This window comes from Paraburkholderia sp. BR10937 (assembly GCF_040965695.1).
Lineage (GTDB): Bacteria > Pseudomonadota > Gammaproteobacteria > Burkholderiales > Burkholderiaceae > Paraburkholderia.
In genome coordinates, this window is sequence record NZ_JBFRCL010000021.1 from 60,432 (window position 1) to 75,144 (window position 14,713).

13 protein-coding genes are annotated in these 14,713 nt (G+C 67.5%); 11 read left to right on the plus strand and 2 right to left on the minus strand.

Annotation, left to right across the window (positions count from 1 at the left end):
- Positions 1 to 325: 325 nt before the first annotated feature.
- The 3 genes from zwf (at position 326) to AB4Y44_RS18755 (ending at position 4,487) form a co-directional block, all read left to right on the plus strand.
- The gene (gene zwf / locus AB4Y44_RS18745; protein WP_368700497.1) at positions 326 to 1,795 is read left to right on the plus strand and encodes a glucose-6-phosphate dehydrogenase; all 1,470 of its coding nucleotides are present in this window, start codon (positions 326 to 328) and stop codon (positions 1,793 to 1,795) included.
- 93 nt (positions 1,796 to 1,888) lie between these two features.
- Positions 1,889 to 2,590, plus strand: coding sequence for a 6-phosphogluconolactonase (gene pgl / locus AB4Y44_RS18750; RefSeq protein ID WP_342924080.1), 702 nt, complete (start codon positions 1,889 to 1,891; stop codon positions 2,588 to 2,590).
- Positions 2,571 to 4,487: a bifunctional transcriptional regulator/glucokinase gene (locus AB4Y44_RS18755; protein WP_368700498.1), complete on the plus strand. Its 1,917-nt coding sequence runs from the start codon at positions 2,571 to 2,573 to the stop codon at positions 4,485 to 4,487. The genes pgl and AB4Y44_RS18755 overlap by 20 nt, the downstream gene beginning before the upstream one ends.
- A 100-nt stretch (positions 4,488 to 4,587) precedes the next feature.
- On the opposite strand, the gene AB4Y44_RS18760 is transcribed toward AB4Y44_RS18755, so the two are convergent.
- Positions 4,588 to 5,820: a Bcr/CflA family multidrug efflux MFS transporter gene (locus tag AB4Y44_RS18760; RefSeq protein WP_368700499.1), complete on the minus strand. Its 1,233-nt coding sequence runs from the start codon at positions 5,818 to 5,820 to the stop codon at positions 4,588 to 4,590.
- A 228-nt stretch (positions 5,821 to 6,048) separates the two neighbouring features.
- Here AB4Y44_RS18760 and AB4Y44_RS18765 point away from each other — a divergent pair, with 228 nt between their 5' ends.
- From AB4Y44_RS18765 to AB4Y44_RS18785, 5 genes are all read left to right on the plus strand, one after another.
- On the plus strand, positions 6,049 to 6,588 hold the full coding sequence (locus AB4Y44_RS18765) for a hypothetical protein (protein WP_368700500.1): 540 nt from the start codon (positions 6,049 to 6,051) through the stop codon (positions 6,586 to 6,588).
- Positions 6,589 to 6,793: 205 nt separating this feature from the next.
- Complete coding sequence (gene hemL, locus AB4Y44_RS18770) at positions 6,794 to 8,119, plus strand: glutamate-1-semialdehyde 2,1-aminomutase (protein ID WP_368700501.1); 1,326 nt, start codon at positions 6,794 to 6,796, stop codon at positions 8,117 to 8,119.
- A 79-nt stretch (positions 8,120 to 8,198) separates the two neighbouring features.
- On the plus strand, positions 8,199 to 9,317 hold the full coding sequence (gene ribD / locus AB4Y44_RS18775; RefSeq protein ID WP_368700502.1) for a bifunctional diaminohydroxyphosphoribosylaminopyrimidine deaminase/5-amino-6-(5-phosphoribosylamino)uracil reductase RibD: 1,119 nt from the start codon (positions 8,199 to 8,201) through the stop codon (positions 9,315 to 9,317).
- Positions 9,318 to 9,352: 35 nt separating this feature from the next.
- Positions 9,353 to 9,991: a riboflavin synthase gene (locus AB4Y44_RS18780; protein ID WP_342924074.1), complete on the plus strand. Its 639-nt coding sequence runs from the start codon at positions 9,353 to 9,355 to the stop codon at positions 9,989 to 9,991.
- 404 nt (positions 9,992 to 10,395) lie between these two features.
- The gene (locus tag AB4Y44_RS18785; protein WP_368700503.1) at positions 10,396 to 12,231 is read left to right on the plus strand and encodes an ABC transporter ATP-binding protein; all 1,836 of its coding nucleotides are present in this window, start codon (positions 10,396 to 10,398) and stop codon (positions 12,229 to 12,231) included.
- 43 nt (positions 12,232 to 12,274) lie between these two features.
- On the opposite strand, the gene AB4Y44_RS18790 is transcribed toward AB4Y44_RS18785, so the two are convergent.
- Positions 12,275 to 12,412: a hypothetical protein gene (locus AB4Y44_RS18790; RefSeq protein ID WP_342924072.1), complete on the minus strand. Its 138-nt coding sequence runs from the start codon at positions 12,410 to 12,412 to the stop codon at positions 12,275 to 12,277.
- A 124-nt stretch (positions 12,413 to 12,536) separates the two neighbouring features.
- On the opposite strand from AB4Y44_RS18790, the gene ribBA reads away from it, so the two are divergent.
- Genes ribBA through nusB form a run of 3 tightly spaced genes read left to right on the plus strand, consistent with a single transcriptional unit; the run spans position 12,537 to position 14,707 of the window.
- Positions 12,537 to 13,703, plus strand: a complete 1,167-nt coding sequence (ribBA, locus tag AB4Y44_RS18795; protein WP_342924071.1) for a bifunctional 3,4-dihydroxy-2-butanone-4-phosphate synthase/GTP cyclohydrolase II — start codon at positions 12,537 to 12,539, stop codon at positions 13,701 to 13,703.
- 57 nt (positions 13,704 to 13,760) lie between these two features.
- Positions 13,761 to 14,276, plus strand: coding sequence for a 6,7-dimethyl-8-ribityllumazine synthase (gene ribH / locus AB4Y44_RS18800; protein WP_028211567.1), 516 nt, complete (start codon positions 13,761 to 13,763; stop codon positions 14,274 to 14,276).
- The gene (nusB, locus tag AB4Y44_RS18805) at positions 14,273 to 14,707 is read left to right on the plus strand and encodes a transcription antitermination factor NusB (protein WP_042260852.1); all 435 of its coding nucleotides are present in this window, start codon (positions 14,273 to 14,275) and stop codon (positions 14,705 to 14,707) included. Before ribH ends, nusB begins: the two co-directional genes overlap by 4 nt.
- The last annotated feature ends 6 nt before the right edge of the window (positions 14,708 to 14,713 follow it).

The window sequence follows — 14,713 nt, forward strand, 5'->3', positions numbered from 1 at the left end:
AGGCGCCGCTTGCGTCACGCGGCCTTGAAGCCTCCGCACGGCGGGGAACCGGGCGCACGGCTCACTGGCAAGCCGGGCTGAGTCCCGCGTGGTTCTCCGTTAACATGAGGGGGCATTCCGTCCGCTCGCGAAACCGCGCAAAGCGCCTTGCTGGCTGCGTTCCACGCTTTTTTCATCGAATGAACGTTACCTCTTGATTTGGATTGTAGTTAAACTACAATTCAGTGTCAAAAAAAATTTTATCGGACTACGGCCGCCCGATCGCCCACACAGACGGGCACCCGTTGTACCCTGCAGCGGCCCCCCAGGACTCTGACTGAGACTCATGCAAACCCAGATCGATTCAGGTTTCACGTTCGTGCTCTTCGGCGCCACCGGCGACCTGTCGATGCGCAAGATCCTCCCCGCCCTGTATGAAGCGCACCGTTCAGGCATGCTCGCGGAGTCTGGCAAGATCGTGGGCGTCGCGCGCCACGAAGAGGATCGCGCAGCGTACATCGAATGGGTCGACGAGCACGTCAAGCCGCATGTGAAGAAGAACGGCGGCTACGACGACAACGCGTGGGCCAGCTTCCTCGAGCGCATCGTCTATGTGAAGCTCGACCTCTCGCGCGCCGAAGACTTTACTCACTTGCGCGACGCCATCGCGTCGCTGCCCGGTATTCGTGTGTTCTATCTGGCGACGGGCCCGTCGCTGTTCGTGCCGATCTGCCGCGCGCTTGCCGCCGTGGGTCTGAACGAACACTCGCGCATCGTGCTGGAAAAGCCGCTCGGCTATGACCTCAAGTCGTCCAACGCGATCAACGACGCCGTGGGCGAGATCTTCGCCGAAGGCCAGATCTACCGGATCGACCACTATCTCGGCAAGGAGCCGGTGCAGAACCTGCTCGCGCTGCGATTCGGCAACGCGCTGTTCGAGCCGCTGTGGCGCCGCGAATGGGTCGAGAGCATCCAGATCACGATTGCCGAAGAACTGGGCGTCGAAGCGCGCGGCGACTTTTATGACAACACTGGCGCGCTGCGCGACATGGTGCAAAATCACCTGTTGCAGCTGCTTTCGATCGTTGCCATGGAGCCGCCGCATTCGATGGATTCGGATTCGGTGCGTGACGAAAAGCTTCGTGTGCTGCGCGCGCTCAAGCCGATCAATCCGCTCGACATCAGCAAGGTCGCCGTGCGCGGTCAGTACCATGCGGGCGTGATCCGCGGCCAGGCGGTGCCGGGCTACGCGACCGAGCATGGCGTGAAGCCAGAGAGCCACACGGAAACTTTCGTCGCGCTCAAGGTGGAGATCGAGAACTGGCGCTGGGCGGGCGTGCCCTTCTTCCTGCGCACCGGCAAGCGTCTTGCCGACCGCGTGGCCGAGATCGTCGTGAACTTCCGTCCGGTGCCGCATTCGGCGCTCGGCGCGCCGGCGCTGCGCCCCGGCGCGAACCGCCTCGTGATCCGCCTGCAGCCGAACGAGAACATCCGCCTCTACTGCCTCGCGAAGCAGCCCGGCGAAGGCATGAATCTCGCGAGCGTGCATCTGGATCTCGCGTTCGACCAGTTCTTCCGCGAAGGCCAGATGGAGGCCTACCAGCGCCTGCTGCTCGACGTGATCAACGGGCGCCTCGCGCTGTTCGTGCGGCGCGACGAGCAGGAAGCGGCGTGGACGTGGGTCGAGCCGATCCTCAACGAGTGGGCGGCGACGCCCCGCGCGCCCAAGCCGTATGCGGCCGGCACATGGGGACCGGCGGCCGCCAGCGCGATGCTCGCGCAGCACGGTACCTGCTGGCTCGAAGAAGAGAATTGATGGGATTGCATGGCGTCGCGCACCCCGAGCGCGACGCCGGACCGGACAGATGAACTACCCCGTAGACCTACAAAAAAGCAGCATGGAGGAGAAGTGATCGAGCTTCACGTATTCGACGACCCGCGCGTCCAATCCGACGCGCTGGCGCGAGCCGTGGGCGACGCGCTACATGCGTCGCTCGCCGCTCAGCAGGCGGCGCCCGGTACTGCCGCGCGGCGTGCAACGCTCGCCGTCTCCGGCGGCACGAGCCCGCGCCCCTTCCTCGAGGCCCTCTCGACGCACCGTTTCGACTGGGCGCACATCGACGTCACGCTCGTCGACGACCGCTGGGTGCCGGACACCGACTCCGCGAGCAACGCGCGCCTCGCGCGCGAGACGCTGCTCACGCACGAAGCGGCGCACGCGCACTTCCTGCCGCTCGTCGACGTGGCGCAGGATCTCGACGCGCACGTCGCCGCGCTCAACGCCGACCCGGCCCGCAAGCTGCCGAACGTCGCCGTGCTCGGCATGGGCGAGGACGGCCACACGGCCTCGATTTTCGCCGACGCCCCCGAATGGCACGAAGCGATCACCACGGCGCGCCCGTTCGTGGCCGTGCATCCGCAGGCAGCGCCCCACGCGCGCGTCTCGTGGTCGATGCAGGCGCTGCGCCAGGTCGACCGGCTGTTCCTGCTGATCGCGGGGCAGCGCAAGCTCGAAGTGCTGCAACAGGCCGCCGCGGCCGAACAAAACAACGCCATCTCGAAGCTGGCGAACGACAAGGGAGTGAGACTCGATGTCTACTGGTGCGCCTAATAAAAATGCCCCTGGCGCAGGCCAGCACGCCGACGGTCCGAGGCTGCTCGCCGACATCGGCGGAACCAACGCGCGCTTCGCGCTGGAAACGGGTCCGGGCGAAATCGGCCAGGTGCGCGTGTATCCGTGCGCGCAGTATCCCGGCGTCGCGCAAGTGATCCAGCAATACCTGAAGGACAACAAGATCGGCCGCGTGAATCATGCGGCCATCGCGATTGCGAATCCGGTCGACGGCGACCAGGTGCGCATGACCAATCACGACTGGACCTTCTCGATCGAAGCGACGCGTCGCTCGCTCGGCTTCGACACGCTGCTGGTCGTCAACGACTTCACCGCGCTCGCCATGGCGCTGCCCGGCCTGACCGACTCGCAGCGCGTCCAGGTCGGCGGCGGCCAGCGCCGCCAGAACAGCGTGATCGGCCTGCTCGGGCCGGGCACGGGTCTCGGCGTCTCGGGCCTGATTCCCGCCGACGACCGCTGGATCGCACTCGGCAGCGAAGGCGGCCACGCAAGCTTCTCGCCGCAGGACGAGCGCGAAGACATCGTGCTGCAGTTCGCGCGCAAGAAGTGGCCGCATGTCTCGTTCGAGCGCGTGTGCGCGGGGCCCGGCCTCGAGCTGATCTATCGCGCACTCGCCGCGCGTGACAAGAAGAAGTTGCCCACCGAGCTCGGCACGGCCGAAGTCGTGCAGCGCGCGCATGACGGCGAGGCGCTCGCGATGGAAACCGTCGAATGCTTCTGCGGCATTCTCGGCAGCTTCGCGGGCAACATCGCGATGACGCTCGGCTCGCTCGGCGGCATCTATATCGGCGGCGGCGTGGTGCCGCGGCTCGGCGACCTCTTCACGCGCTCGTCGTTCCGCCAGCGCTTCGAGGCGAAGGGCCGTTTCGACACCTATCTCTCGAACGTGCCCACCTACGTGATCACGGCCGAGTATCCGGCGTTCCTCGGCGTGTCGGCGATTCTCGCGGAGCAGCTGTCGAATCGCGCGGGCGGCGGCTCGTCGGCCGTGTTCGAACGCATTCGCCAGATGCGCGACGCGCTCACGCCCGCCGAACGCCGCGTGGCCGACCTCGCGCTCAACCATCCGCGCTCGATCATCAACGATCCGATCGTCGATATCGCGCGCAAGGCCGACGTGAGCCAGCCCACGGTCATCCGCTTCTGCCGCTCGCTCGGCTGCCAGGGGCTCTCGGACTTCAAGCTCAAGCTCGCCACGGGCCTCACGGGCACGATTCCGGTGAGCCACAGCCAGGTGCATCTGGGCGACACCGCTACCGACTTCGGCGCGAAGGTGCTCGACAACACCGTCTCGGCGATCCTGCAGTTGCGCGAGCACCTGAACTTCGAGCAGGTCGAGAATGCGATCACGCTGCTCAACGGCGCGCGCCGCATCGAGTTCTATGGGCTCGGCAACTCGCACATCGTCGCGCAGGACGCGCACTACAAGTTCTTCCGCTTCGGCATCCCGACCATCGCCTATGGCGACCTGTACATGCAGGCCGCTTCCGCCGCGCTGCTCGGCAAGGGCGACGTGATCGTGGCCGTGTCGAAGTCGGGCCGCGCGCCGGAACTGCTGCGCGTGCTCGACGTCGCCATGCAGGCGGGCGCGAAGGTGATCGCGATCACGTCGAGCAACACGCCGCTCGCCAGGCGCGCGACCGTGGCGCTCGAAACCGATCACATCGAGATGCGCGAATCGCAGCTTTCGATGATCTCGCGCATCCTGCATCTGCTGATGATCGACATCCTCGCGGTGGGCGTGGCGATTCGCCGTGCTTCGCCCGATGCGGACCTCGGCAACGCCGTCGAAAAGGCGCGCGAGCATGCCGACGACGATGCATCGGCCGTGCTCGACTGGCTGAGCCACGGCGCGTCGCCCACGGCGCGCGACTGAAGTCCGCTGATTCGCCGACTCATTCGAGCGACGAAAAAAATGGGACGCCTCGGCGTCCCATTTTTATTTCGTGCGAAGGATCGACTTATCGATGTATCGCTCACGGCGTTGCCGTTCGCACCGCGTCCGGCGCCGGCGTGCCGTGCCACTTCACGACGAGCGCGCGCCCCACCCACGTCAGCAGGCCGCACACGCCGATCGTCACGCCCATGCCGAACGGCGAGATGCCCGGGAACCAGCCGACCACGGCGCTCGCGAGCGCGCCGAGCGCGAGCTGCGTCGCGCCGAATACGGCCGCCGCCGCACCCGCGTTCTTCGGATAGCGGTACATGAGATCGGTCGCGCAGTTCGCGCCGAGCAGACCCACCACGCTCACCACGAAGAACAGGCCGAATACGATCGACCACAGGCCGCCCCAGCCCGTCACACACATGAGCGCGACGAAGAGCGACGCGACGATGCTCACACCCGAAGCGATCGACACCATGCGCAGCGTGCCGAGCCGCCCGATGAAGCGCGTGTTGAGGAAGTTGCCGAGCATGATGCCGAACACGTTCGCGCCGAAGAAGAACCCGTAGTGCTGCGGCGAGACGTGGAAGTACTCGATATAGACGAACGGCGTGGCCGAGATATAGGTGAACATCGCGGCGAACGCCATGCCGCCGCACAGCATGTGCCCCCAGACGAGCGGATCGCGCAGCAGGCGCCCGTAAGCCGCGAACGAGCGCAGCACGGCCGCGCTTTCGCGCTTTTCCGGCGGCCAGGTTTCCGGTACGCGCAGGTAGGCCGCCACGGCGCACGCGAGGCCGAACAGCGTGAGCGCGACGAACACCACGCGCCAGCCGCCGATCAGCAGCAGTTGCCCGCCGATCAGCGGGGCGAGCAGCGGCCCGATCGCCGTGACGATCGCGACCATCGAGAGGACTTTGGCGGCGTCCGATGGCTCGTGGGCGTCGCGCGCGATGGCCCGCGAGAGCACCGAGGCCGCGCCCGCGCCGAGCGCCTGCAGAAAGCGCACGACCACGAGTTCGCCCACCGAGAACGAGAGCCAGCAGGCAATGCTGGCAATCGTGAAGAGCGCGATGCCGCCGAGCAGCACGGGGCGGCGGCCATAGGCGTCGGAAACCGGGCCGTAGAGCAGCATGCCGATCGAAAAGCCGGCCATGAAGCTCGTGAGCGTCGAGGCCGCGGCAGCGGCGCTCACGCCGAACGACTGCGCGATGGCGGGCAGGCTCGGCAGATACATGTCGGTGGCGAGCGGGCCACAAGCGGCAAGTGCGCCCAGCAACAGGATCAGCCGGCCATCGGGCCGGCGGCGCGGGGAATGGGACATGGGTGTGTGTAGCGGCGAAACACGCGCGGCTCGCGCGGTCTCGATGTCATGGGCCGATTCATCCGTCGCTGCAGGAGCGGACAAAAGCGGACAAAAAACAGCAACGCGGTGCCGCCGAATTGTACCTGACGCCCCTTGCCCGCCATGCGCGGCCTCACATGCGGCGGCGGCGCGGCTTTGCGCTAAGCTGCCCGCTTTCGCTCAACTTCAATTTGCCGCGTTGCCGACATGACCGCCTTCCTGCTCATCTGGAGCCCCAAGAAGTGGCCCTGGCCTGAACTGCCCGACTTCGCGCGCCGTGTGCGCGCCGGGGAAGCCGTCGCCGACACGTGGGGATGCGGCTTCGCGCGCGGCATCCTGCCGGGCGACCGGGTGTTCCTGCACCGCGTGGCCGCCGAGCCGCGCGGGCTGTTCGGTTCCGGCTACGTCACGCGCGCGCCTTACGAGGTGCCCGACGCCGCGTATAAGCGCGGCTACCGGCTATGTGTCGACTTCGTCTACGACTGGCTCGTCGACGCGGGCGAGGAAGTGGTCGTCGCGCGCGACGCGTTGCGCGTGCACCCGTTTTCGATCCAGACCTGGGACGCACAGAGTTCGGGCACCGTCATCAAGCCGGCGGCCGAAGGCGCGCTGGAAAAGCGCTGGGCGGAGCTGACCGGGCGACGGCCCATGCCGGCCCCGGCCGTCGCAGCCATGCAGGTATGGCACGACAATCTGCGCGACACGGCGCCGCGCCTCGCGCCGCCAGCCCGCAAACGCGGGCAGTAGCGGGCAGGAAGGGGCCGCAAGCGCGCCGAATCCGGGCGCGCCGGCCCCCCCGGGCCGCCCCGGGGCGCCGGCCCGATCCGCGCGACTCCGGTACAATTTCGGGAGAACAGCCCCATCGCCCGCGCCCTTGCGGCGCCGCATGGGTCCGTACGTCGGCCGGTCCGTCAGCGCCGCGCGCCACACCACTTTCGCAGGTCCAGCACTCATGTCCAACACCCAGTCCAGCACACAGAACCGCAACGAAGCCCTCTTCGAACGCGCCCAGCGCACCATCCCGGGCGGCGTGAATTCGCCCGTGCGCGCGTTCCGCTCGGTCGGCGGCACGCCGCGCTTCATCGAGCGCGCGCAAGGGCCGTACTTCTGGGACGCCGAAGGCAAGCGCTATATCGACTACATCGGCTCGTGGGGCCCGATGATCGTCGGCCACGTGCATCCGGAAGTGCTCGAAGCCGTGCAGCGCGTGCTCGCGAATGGCTTCTCGTTTGGCGCGCCGACCGAGGCCGAGATCGAGATCGCCGAGGAAATCTGCAAGATCGTCCCGTCGATGGAGCAGGTGCGCATGGTGTCGAGCGGCACCGAGGCGACCATGAGCGCGCTGCGTCTCGCGCGCGGCTTCACGAAGCGCGACCGCATCGTGAAGTTCGAAGGCTGCTACCACGGCCACGCCGACAGCCTGCTCGTGAAGGCCGGCTCGGGCCTGCTCACGTTCGGCAACCCGACGTCGGCAGGCGTGCCGGTGGACATCGCGAAGCACACCACGGTGCTCGAATACAACAACGTCGCGGCGCTCGAAGAGGCGTTCAAGGCGTTCGGCGACGAGATCGCCGCCGTGATCGTCGAACCGGTCGCGGGCAACATGAACCTCGTGAAGGCCACGCCCGAGTTCATCGGCGCATTGCGCAGCCTCACGGCGAAGCACGGCAGCGTGCTGATCTTCGACGAAGTGATGTGCGGTTTCCGCGTCGGCCTGCGCGGCGCGCAGGCGCTCTACGGCGTCGAGGCGGATATGGTGTGCCTCGGCAAGGTGATCGGCGGCGGCATGCCGGCGGCGGCGTTCGGCGGCCGTCGCGAGATCATGGATCACCTCGCGCCCAACGGCTCGGTGTACCAGGCAGGCACGCTCTCGGGCAACCCGATCGCGGTCGCGGCGGGCCTGAAGACGCTGCAGCTCATCCAGGCGCCCGGCTTCTACGAGCAGCTCACCGCGAAGACCGAACGTCTCGCGAAGGGGCTGTCGGCCGCGGCACGCGAAACGAACGTGCCGTTCGTGGCGGATTCGGTGGGCGGCATGTTCGGCCTCTATTTCGCGGACAAGGTGCCGGGCAGCTTCGCCGAGGTCACGAAGAGCGATATCGCACGCTTCAACCGCTTCTTCCACCGCATGCTGGACGCGGGCGTCTACTTCGCGCCTTCGGCCTACGAGGCCGGTTTCGTCTCGAGCGCCCACGACGACGCGATCCTCGACGAGACGATCGTTGCGGCGCGCAGCGCGTTCGCAGCGGAAGCCGCGGCTGAAAACGTCACGCAATAAGGCATCACACCAACGACCGCCGGCGCGGCGCGCGCCTCGCCGGCCTCCACCTGACCGCCGCCCGGGAGAAAGCCCGACGATGTTTTCGCAATCCGATTTCGTCCACATGGAGCGTGCGCTCGCGCTCGCTCAGCGCGGCCTGTACACGACCGACCCGAACCCGCGCGTCGGCTGCGTGCTGGTGAAGGACGGCGTGGTGATCGGCGAGGGGTTCACGCAGCCGGCCGGCCAGGATCACGCCGAAATCCAGGCGATGAAGGACGCCCGCGCGCGCGGGCACGACCTGCGCGGCGCGACCGCCTATGTGACGCTCGAGCCGTGCAGCCACTTCGGCCGCACGCCGCCCTGCGCGAACGCACTGATCGAAGCGAAGGTCGCGCGCGTGATTGCGGCGATGGAAGACCCGAACCCGCTCGTGTCGGGGCGCGGGCTTTCTATCCTGCGCGACGCGGGTATCGACGTGCGTTGCGGGCTGCTCGCCAGCGAGGCGCGCGAACTGAACATCGGCTTCGTCTCGCGCATGACGCGCAAGCGTCCGTGGGTGCGCATGAAGGTTGCCGCATCGCTCGACGGCCGCACGGGCCTGCCTTCGGGCGAAAGTCAATGGATCACGGGCGAAGCCGCGCGTGCCGACGGCCACGCCTGGCGCGCGCGCGCCTCGGCCATCCTCACGGGTATCGGCACGGTGAAGGAAGACGACCCGCGCATGACCGTGCGCGCCGTCGACACCCCGCGCCAGCCCAAACGCGTGCTGATCGACAGCCGCCTCGACGCCTCGCCGCTCGCGCAGATTTTCGTGGGTCCGCCCACGCTCGTGTTCTGCGCGGCGCTCGACGCGAGCAACGAAGAACGCGCCGAAGCGCTGCGCGTGCGCGGCGCCGAAATCGTCGCGCTCGGCAACGGGCAGGGCAAGGTCGATCTGCCGGCCATGCTCACCGAGCTCGCCGCGCGCGGCGTAAATGAACTGCACGTGGAAGCGGGCTACAAGCTCAACGGTTCGCTCCTGCGCGAAGGCTGCGTGGACGAACTGCTCGTGTACGTGGCGCCGTCGCTGCTCGGCACGAATGCGCTCGGCATGATCGACATCGCTGCGCCCGCAACGCTCGACGAGCGCACGCGCCTCGCCTTTCATTCCGTCGATCGTCTCGGCAGCGACCTGCGCATTCTTGCGCGCGTCGTCACGACACAAGACGCCTGACCCTCACTGAAGCACTGAACACAAGGAACAGCACGATGTTTACCGGAATCGTCGCGGCAGTGGGCCGCATCGAATCGATCAAGCCGCTCGGCACGGGCGCCGACGCAGGCGTGCGCCTCGCCGTCAACGCCGGCGGCCTGGGCCTCGACGACGTGCAGCTCGGCGACAGCATCGCGATCCAGGGCGCGTGCATGACAGTCATCGAGAAGTCGGCAACGGGCTTCGACGTCGACGTGTCGCGCGAAAGCCTGAACCGCACCGTGGGCCTCGCGGCGACGGGCGAAGTGAACCTCGAAAAGGCGCTGCGCGCGAACGACCGCCTGGGCGGCCACATCGTCTCGGGTCACGTGGACGGCCTCGGCACCGTCACGCGCTTCGCGCCCGTGGGCGAGTCGCACGAGCTGCGCATTCTCGCGCCGGCGGATATCGGCCGCTATCTCGCCTACAAGGGCTCGATCACCGTGAACGGCGTGAGCCTCACGGTCAACTCGGTCGACGACCGCGCGGACGGCTGCGAATTCTCGATCAACCTGATCCCCCACACCGTGGAAGTCACCACGCTCAAGCATCTTCAGGCCGGCACGAAGGTGAATCTCGAGATCGATCTGATCGCGCGCTATGTGGAGCGGATGCTTTCGGCCGAGAAGGCCGCCAATTCGGGCGCGCAGGACTAAGAGCCGCCTGGCCGGCGCCACGCCTGCCCCGGACGCGCGCAAGCACGCGCGCCGGGGCGCTGATAGAATCTAGCCTTTCCCTACGCGCTCGCCGCACGGCGTGCCGCGTTCCCATCACCCGAATCGAACCAGGAGGCACAGTTGGCAACGATTGACACGAGCGCCGCCAAGCCGATGGTCCGGGTGATGTTGCACGTTGCGTCGCGTCACGCAACCGTCCCGCTTCCAGCGCAGCCATAGCGCGTGCCGCGCGGCATGTTTTCAGACGCCGCGCCGTATTCAGCGAATTCGAGGTCAGGCCGTCCGGCAACCGATGCCCGGGCGTGCGAAGCCCGTTTTCCGTCTTAACGCTTCACGCTTCCTTCAGGAGAGTCTTCGGGCATCACGTCCGGAGCATGCTGTCCATGACAGAGCTAAACAACAAACCCGAATCGGGCGGACAAACCTTCCGCAAGGTCCTCGGCTTCACCTTCCGGCACTGGGCGCGCCAACCGGTGCGCGTCACGGCCGTCGCGCTCGCCTCGCTGCTCGGCGCGCTCGCCGACGTGCTTACGCCGCACTACGCGGGCCAGCTCGTCGACGCCCTCACGCACGGCGGCACAGCCAGCAGCGCCGCCGCCTGGCATGCGGCGGTCGTCGCGTTCTGGGCGCTCACGGCGCTCGGGCTCGGCGGCACGATCATGCGCCAGGCCGCGTACCGCAACATCATCACGCTGACGCTGCGCATGATGAGCGAGATCGCCACGCAAGCCTTTCACCGCGTGCAGCGCTTCTCGACGGACTGGCACGCGAACAGCTTCGCCGGCTCCACGGTGCGCAAGGTCACGCGCGGCATGTGGGCGCTCGACCTGCTCAACGACACGCTGCTCGTCGCCCTGTTTCCCTCGCTCGTCATGCTAGTCGGCTCGACCATCCTGCTCGCGGTGCAGTGGCACGTGATGGGCCTCGTGGTCGGCCTCGGCTCGGCCGTGTATCTGGCGATCACGATCTCGCTCTCGCTCTTTTACGTCGCACCCTCGGCCCGGCTCGCGAACCAGTGGGATACGAAGATGGGCGGCGCGCTCGCCGACGCCATTTCGTGCAACGCCGTCGTCAAGGCGTTCGGCGCGGAAACACGCGAAGAAGCGCGGCTCGCGCGCGTCGTCACGAAGTGGAGCAGCCGCACGCGGCGCACGTGGCAGCGCGGCACGCTCAACGGCGGCGTGCAGGGTGCTCTGCTCGTGGGCATGCAGGCAGCCATCCTCGGCGCGGCGCTGCTGCTTTGGGCGCGCGGTCTCGCAAGCGTCGGCGACATCACGTTCGCGCTCACGCTGTTCTTCCTGCTCAAGGGTTACCTGCGCGATGTCGGCATGCACGTGCGCAACCTGCAGCGCTCGGTCAACGACATGGAAGAGCTCGTCGCGCTCGACGCGGCGCCGCTCGGCATCGAGGACCAGCGCGATGCGCCGCCCATCGTGATCGATCAGGGCGACATCCGCTTCGAGAACATGACGTTCCGCTACGGCAATCTTGCGGATGGCAGGGCGCTCTACGAGAACCTCACGCTGCGTATCGCGCCGGGCGAGCGCGTGGGCCTCGTCGGCCATTCGGGCTCGGGCAAGACCACGCTGATCAAGCTGATCCAGCGCCTTTACGACGTGTCCGGCGGACGCATCACGATCGACGGCCAGGACATTGCGCGCGTGCAGCAGGCGTCGCTGCGCTCGCAGATCGCCATCGTGCAGCAGGAGCCGGTGCTGTTCCACCGCTCGCTTGCCGAAAACATCGCTTACGCCCGGCCCGGCGCCACGCACGCCGAAATCGAGCGCGCGGCGAAACTCGCGAGCGCCCACGACTTCATCACGGCGCTGCCGCACGGCTACGACACGCTGGTGGGCGAGCGCGGCGTGAAGCTCTCGGGTGGCGAGCGCCAGCGCGTGGCGATCGCGCGCGCGTTCCTCGCGAATGCGCCGATCCTGATCTTCGACGAAGCGACCTCGAGCCTCGACAGCGAAAGCGAAGTGCTGATCCAGCAGGCCATGGAGCGGCTCATGGAGGGCCGCACGACCGTGGTCGTCGCGCACCGGCTCTCGACCGTGCGCGCGCTCGACCGGCTACTGGTGCTCGAACGCGGACGCGTGGCGGAGGAAGGCACGCACGACGCGCTCGTGCGCCGCGAAAACGGCCTGTACCGGCGCCTGTTCGAGCGCCAGGCGCTGGAACTGACGAAGGGACTCGCCGACGACGTGATCCTGCGCTGACGCCTCGCCCGTTCGCGCCCGCGCCCTCCCGCCGCAAGCCGGCTCAGGCGGGAGCCGCGCGCGCGTGCGGCGTGATGCGCGCGAGCACGTCGGCCAGCGCGTACTGGCTGATGGCCATGGGCTTGAGCCACTCGTCGTGCAGGATCTCGCCCGGTGTGGCAAGCGATGCTTCACGCGCCATGGCTTTTCTCTTTAGTGCTGAATCGGAACGAATAGTAACGTCTCACGTTATTAACGCAAAGCGTTCTGGGCGACGCGCCCGCCCGCGTGGCGTAAAATGTGGCCTTTCCAGCCAGAATCCCAACATGACGCTCGCCTCCACCCCTGAGATCATCGCCGAGCTCAAAGCCGGCAAGATGGTCATCCTCGTCGACGAAGAAGACCGGGAAAACGAGGGCGACCTCGTCATCGCTGCGGAGTTCGTCACGCCTGAAGCCATCAACTTCATGGCGAAATACGGCCGCGGGCTGATCTGCCTCACGCTCACCCAGGAGCGCTGCAAGCTGCTCAACCTGCCGCTCATGACCTACCGCAACGGCACGCAGTACGGCACGGCGTTCACGGTCAGCATCGAGGCCGCCGAAGGCGTCACGACCGGCATTTCCGCGGCCGACCGCGCCCGCACGATCCAGGCGGCCGTCGCGCACGACGCGCGCGCCGAGCACATCGTGCAGCCCGGCCACGTGTTCCCGATCATGGCGCAGCCAGGCGGCGTGCTCGTGCGCGCGGGCCACACCGAAGCGGGCTGCGACTTCACGGCGCTTGCCGGCCTCACGCCGGCCTCGGTGATCTGCGAGGTCATCAAGGACGACGGCACGATGGCGCGCCTGCCCGACCTCATGGAGTTCGCGCAGGAGCACGGCCTGAAGGTCGGCACCATCGCGGACCTGATCCACTACCGCAGCCGCACCGAATCGATTGTCGAGCGCGTGGCCGAGCGCACCATGCAAACCGCACACGGCCCGTTCCGCGCGGTCATGTATGTCGACCAGCCCACGCGCACGCCGCACATCGCCCTCGTGCGCGGCACGCCGAAGCCCGGCGTCGATACGCCCGTGCGCGTGCACGAGCCGCTCTCGGTGCTCGATCTGCTCGAGACGGGCTCGTCCACGCACTCGTGGACGCTCGACGCCGCCATGCGCGAGATCGCCTCGCGCGACGTCGGCGTGATCGTCATGCTCAACTGCGGCGAACCCAAGGAACACCTGATCGACGTCTTCAAGGCGTTCGACCAGAAAGAGCGCGCGGAGGCGCTCGCACGCCGGCCCGTGGACTTCAAGACCTACGGCATCGGCGCGCAGATCCTGCGCGAACTCGGCGTGGGCCGCATGCAGGTGCTCTCGAAGCCGCGCCGCCTCGGCAGCATGTCGGGCTACGGTCTCGAGGTCACCGGCTTCGTGCCGATGCCCGGCGGCGACGCGCAAGCGCCCTGCCCGCCTGAAGCCGCTGACCCTGCCTCGTCGCGCGCCTGAAGTCGCATCGCGCTCTTTTCACGCGTCACCACGCTCAACCGAACTTACGGACACCACATGGAAATCGGACAATACCAACCGAACCTCGACGGCGACGGACTGCGCATCGGCATCGTCCAGTCGCGCTTTAACGAACCCGTCTGCAACGGCCTCGCCGACGCCTGCATCGAAGAACTCGAACGCCTCGGCGTGACGGGCGAAGACGTGCTGCTCGTCACCGTGCCGGGCGCACTCGAAATCCCGCTGGCGCTGCAAAAGCTCGCCGAAAGCGGCCAGTTCGACGCCCTGATCGCGCTCGGCGCGGTCGTGCGCGGCGAAACGTACCACTTCGAGCTCGTCTCGAACGAGAGCGGCGCGGGCATCTCGCGCGTCTCGCTCGACTTCAACGTGCCGATCGCGAACGCCGTGCTCACCACCGAGAACGACGAGCAGGCCGTGGCCCGCATGACCGAGAAGGGTCGTGACGCCGCGCGTGTCGCCGTGGAAATGGCGAACCTGACGGTCGCGCTGGAGCAGCTCGACGGCGGCGACGACGACGAAGAAGACGAGGAAGACGAAGAGGAACAGCAATGAAGAGCGCGCGCCGCCGCTCCCGCGAACTGGCCACGCAGGGGTTGTATCAGTGGCTGCTGTCGGGTGTGCCCGCCGGCGAGATCGACGCGCAGCTGCGCGGTTCGCAGGGCTACGACAAGGCCGATCACGAGCATCTGGACGCGATCCTGCACGGCGTCATCCGCGAGTCGGACGAACTGTCCGCCGCCATCACGCCGTGTCTCGACCGCCCGATCGAGCAGCTTTCGCCCGTCGAACGCGCGGTGCTGCTCGTCGCGACCTACGAGTTCAAGCATCACGTCGACATTCCTTACCGCGTCGTGATCAACGAGGCGGTCGAGCTCACCAAGACCTTCGGCGGCTCGGACGGCTACAAGTACGTGAACGGCGTGCTCGACAAGCTCGCGGCGCAACTGCGCGCCACCGAAGCGCAAAACGCCCGCAAGTCGTAAGAACGC

Excerpts from the sequence above, each read along its gene's own strand:
- zwf (WP_368700497.1), top strand. The coding sequence starts at position 326 with ATGCAAACCCAGATCGATTCAGGTTTCACGTTCGTGCTCTTCGGCGCC.
- AB4Y44_RS18755 (WP_368700498.1), top strand. The coding sequence starts at position 2,571 with ATGTCTACTGGTGCGCCTAATAAAAATGCCCCTGGCGCAGGCCAGCAC.
- AB4Y44_RS18760 (WP_368700499.1), bottom strand. The coding sequence starts at position 5,820 with ATGTCCCATTCCCCGCGCCGCCGGCCCGATGGCCGGCTGATCCTGTTG.
- AB4Y44_RS18765 (WP_368700500.1), top strand. The coding sequence starts at position 6,049 with ATGACCGCCTTCCTGCTCATCTGGAGCCCCAAGAAGTGGCCCTGGCCT.
- hemL (WP_368700501.1), top strand. The coding sequence starts at position 6,794 with ATGTCCAACACCCAGTCCAGCACACAGAACCGCAACGAAGCCCTCTTC.
- ribD (WP_368700502.1), top strand. The coding sequence starts at position 8,199 with ATGTTTTCGCAATCCGATTTCGTCCACATGGAGCGTGCGCTCGCGCTC.
- AB4Y44_RS18780 (WP_342924074.1), top strand. The coding sequence starts at position 9,353 with ATGTTTACCGGAATCGTCGCGGCAGTGGGCCGCATCGAATCGATCAAG.
- AB4Y44_RS18785 (WP_368700503.1), top strand. The coding sequence starts at position 10,396 with ATGACAGAGCTAAACAACAAACCCGAATCGGGCGGACAAACCTTCCGC.
- AB4Y44_RS18790 (WP_342924072.1), bottom strand. The coding sequence starts at position 12,412 with ATGGCGCGTGAAGCATCGCTTGCCACACCGGGCGAGATCCTGCACGAC.
- ribBA (WP_342924071.1), top strand. The coding sequence starts at position 12,537 with ATGACGCTCGCCTCCACCCCTGAGATCATCGCCGAGCTCAAAGCCGGC.
- ribH (WP_028211567.1), top strand. The coding sequence starts at position 13,761 with ATGGAAATCGGACAATACCAACCGAACCTCGACGGCGACGGACTGCGC.
- nusB (WP_042260852.1), top strand. The coding sequence starts at position 14,273 with ATGAAGAGCGCGCGCCGCCGCTCCCGCGAACTGGCCACGCAGGGGTTG.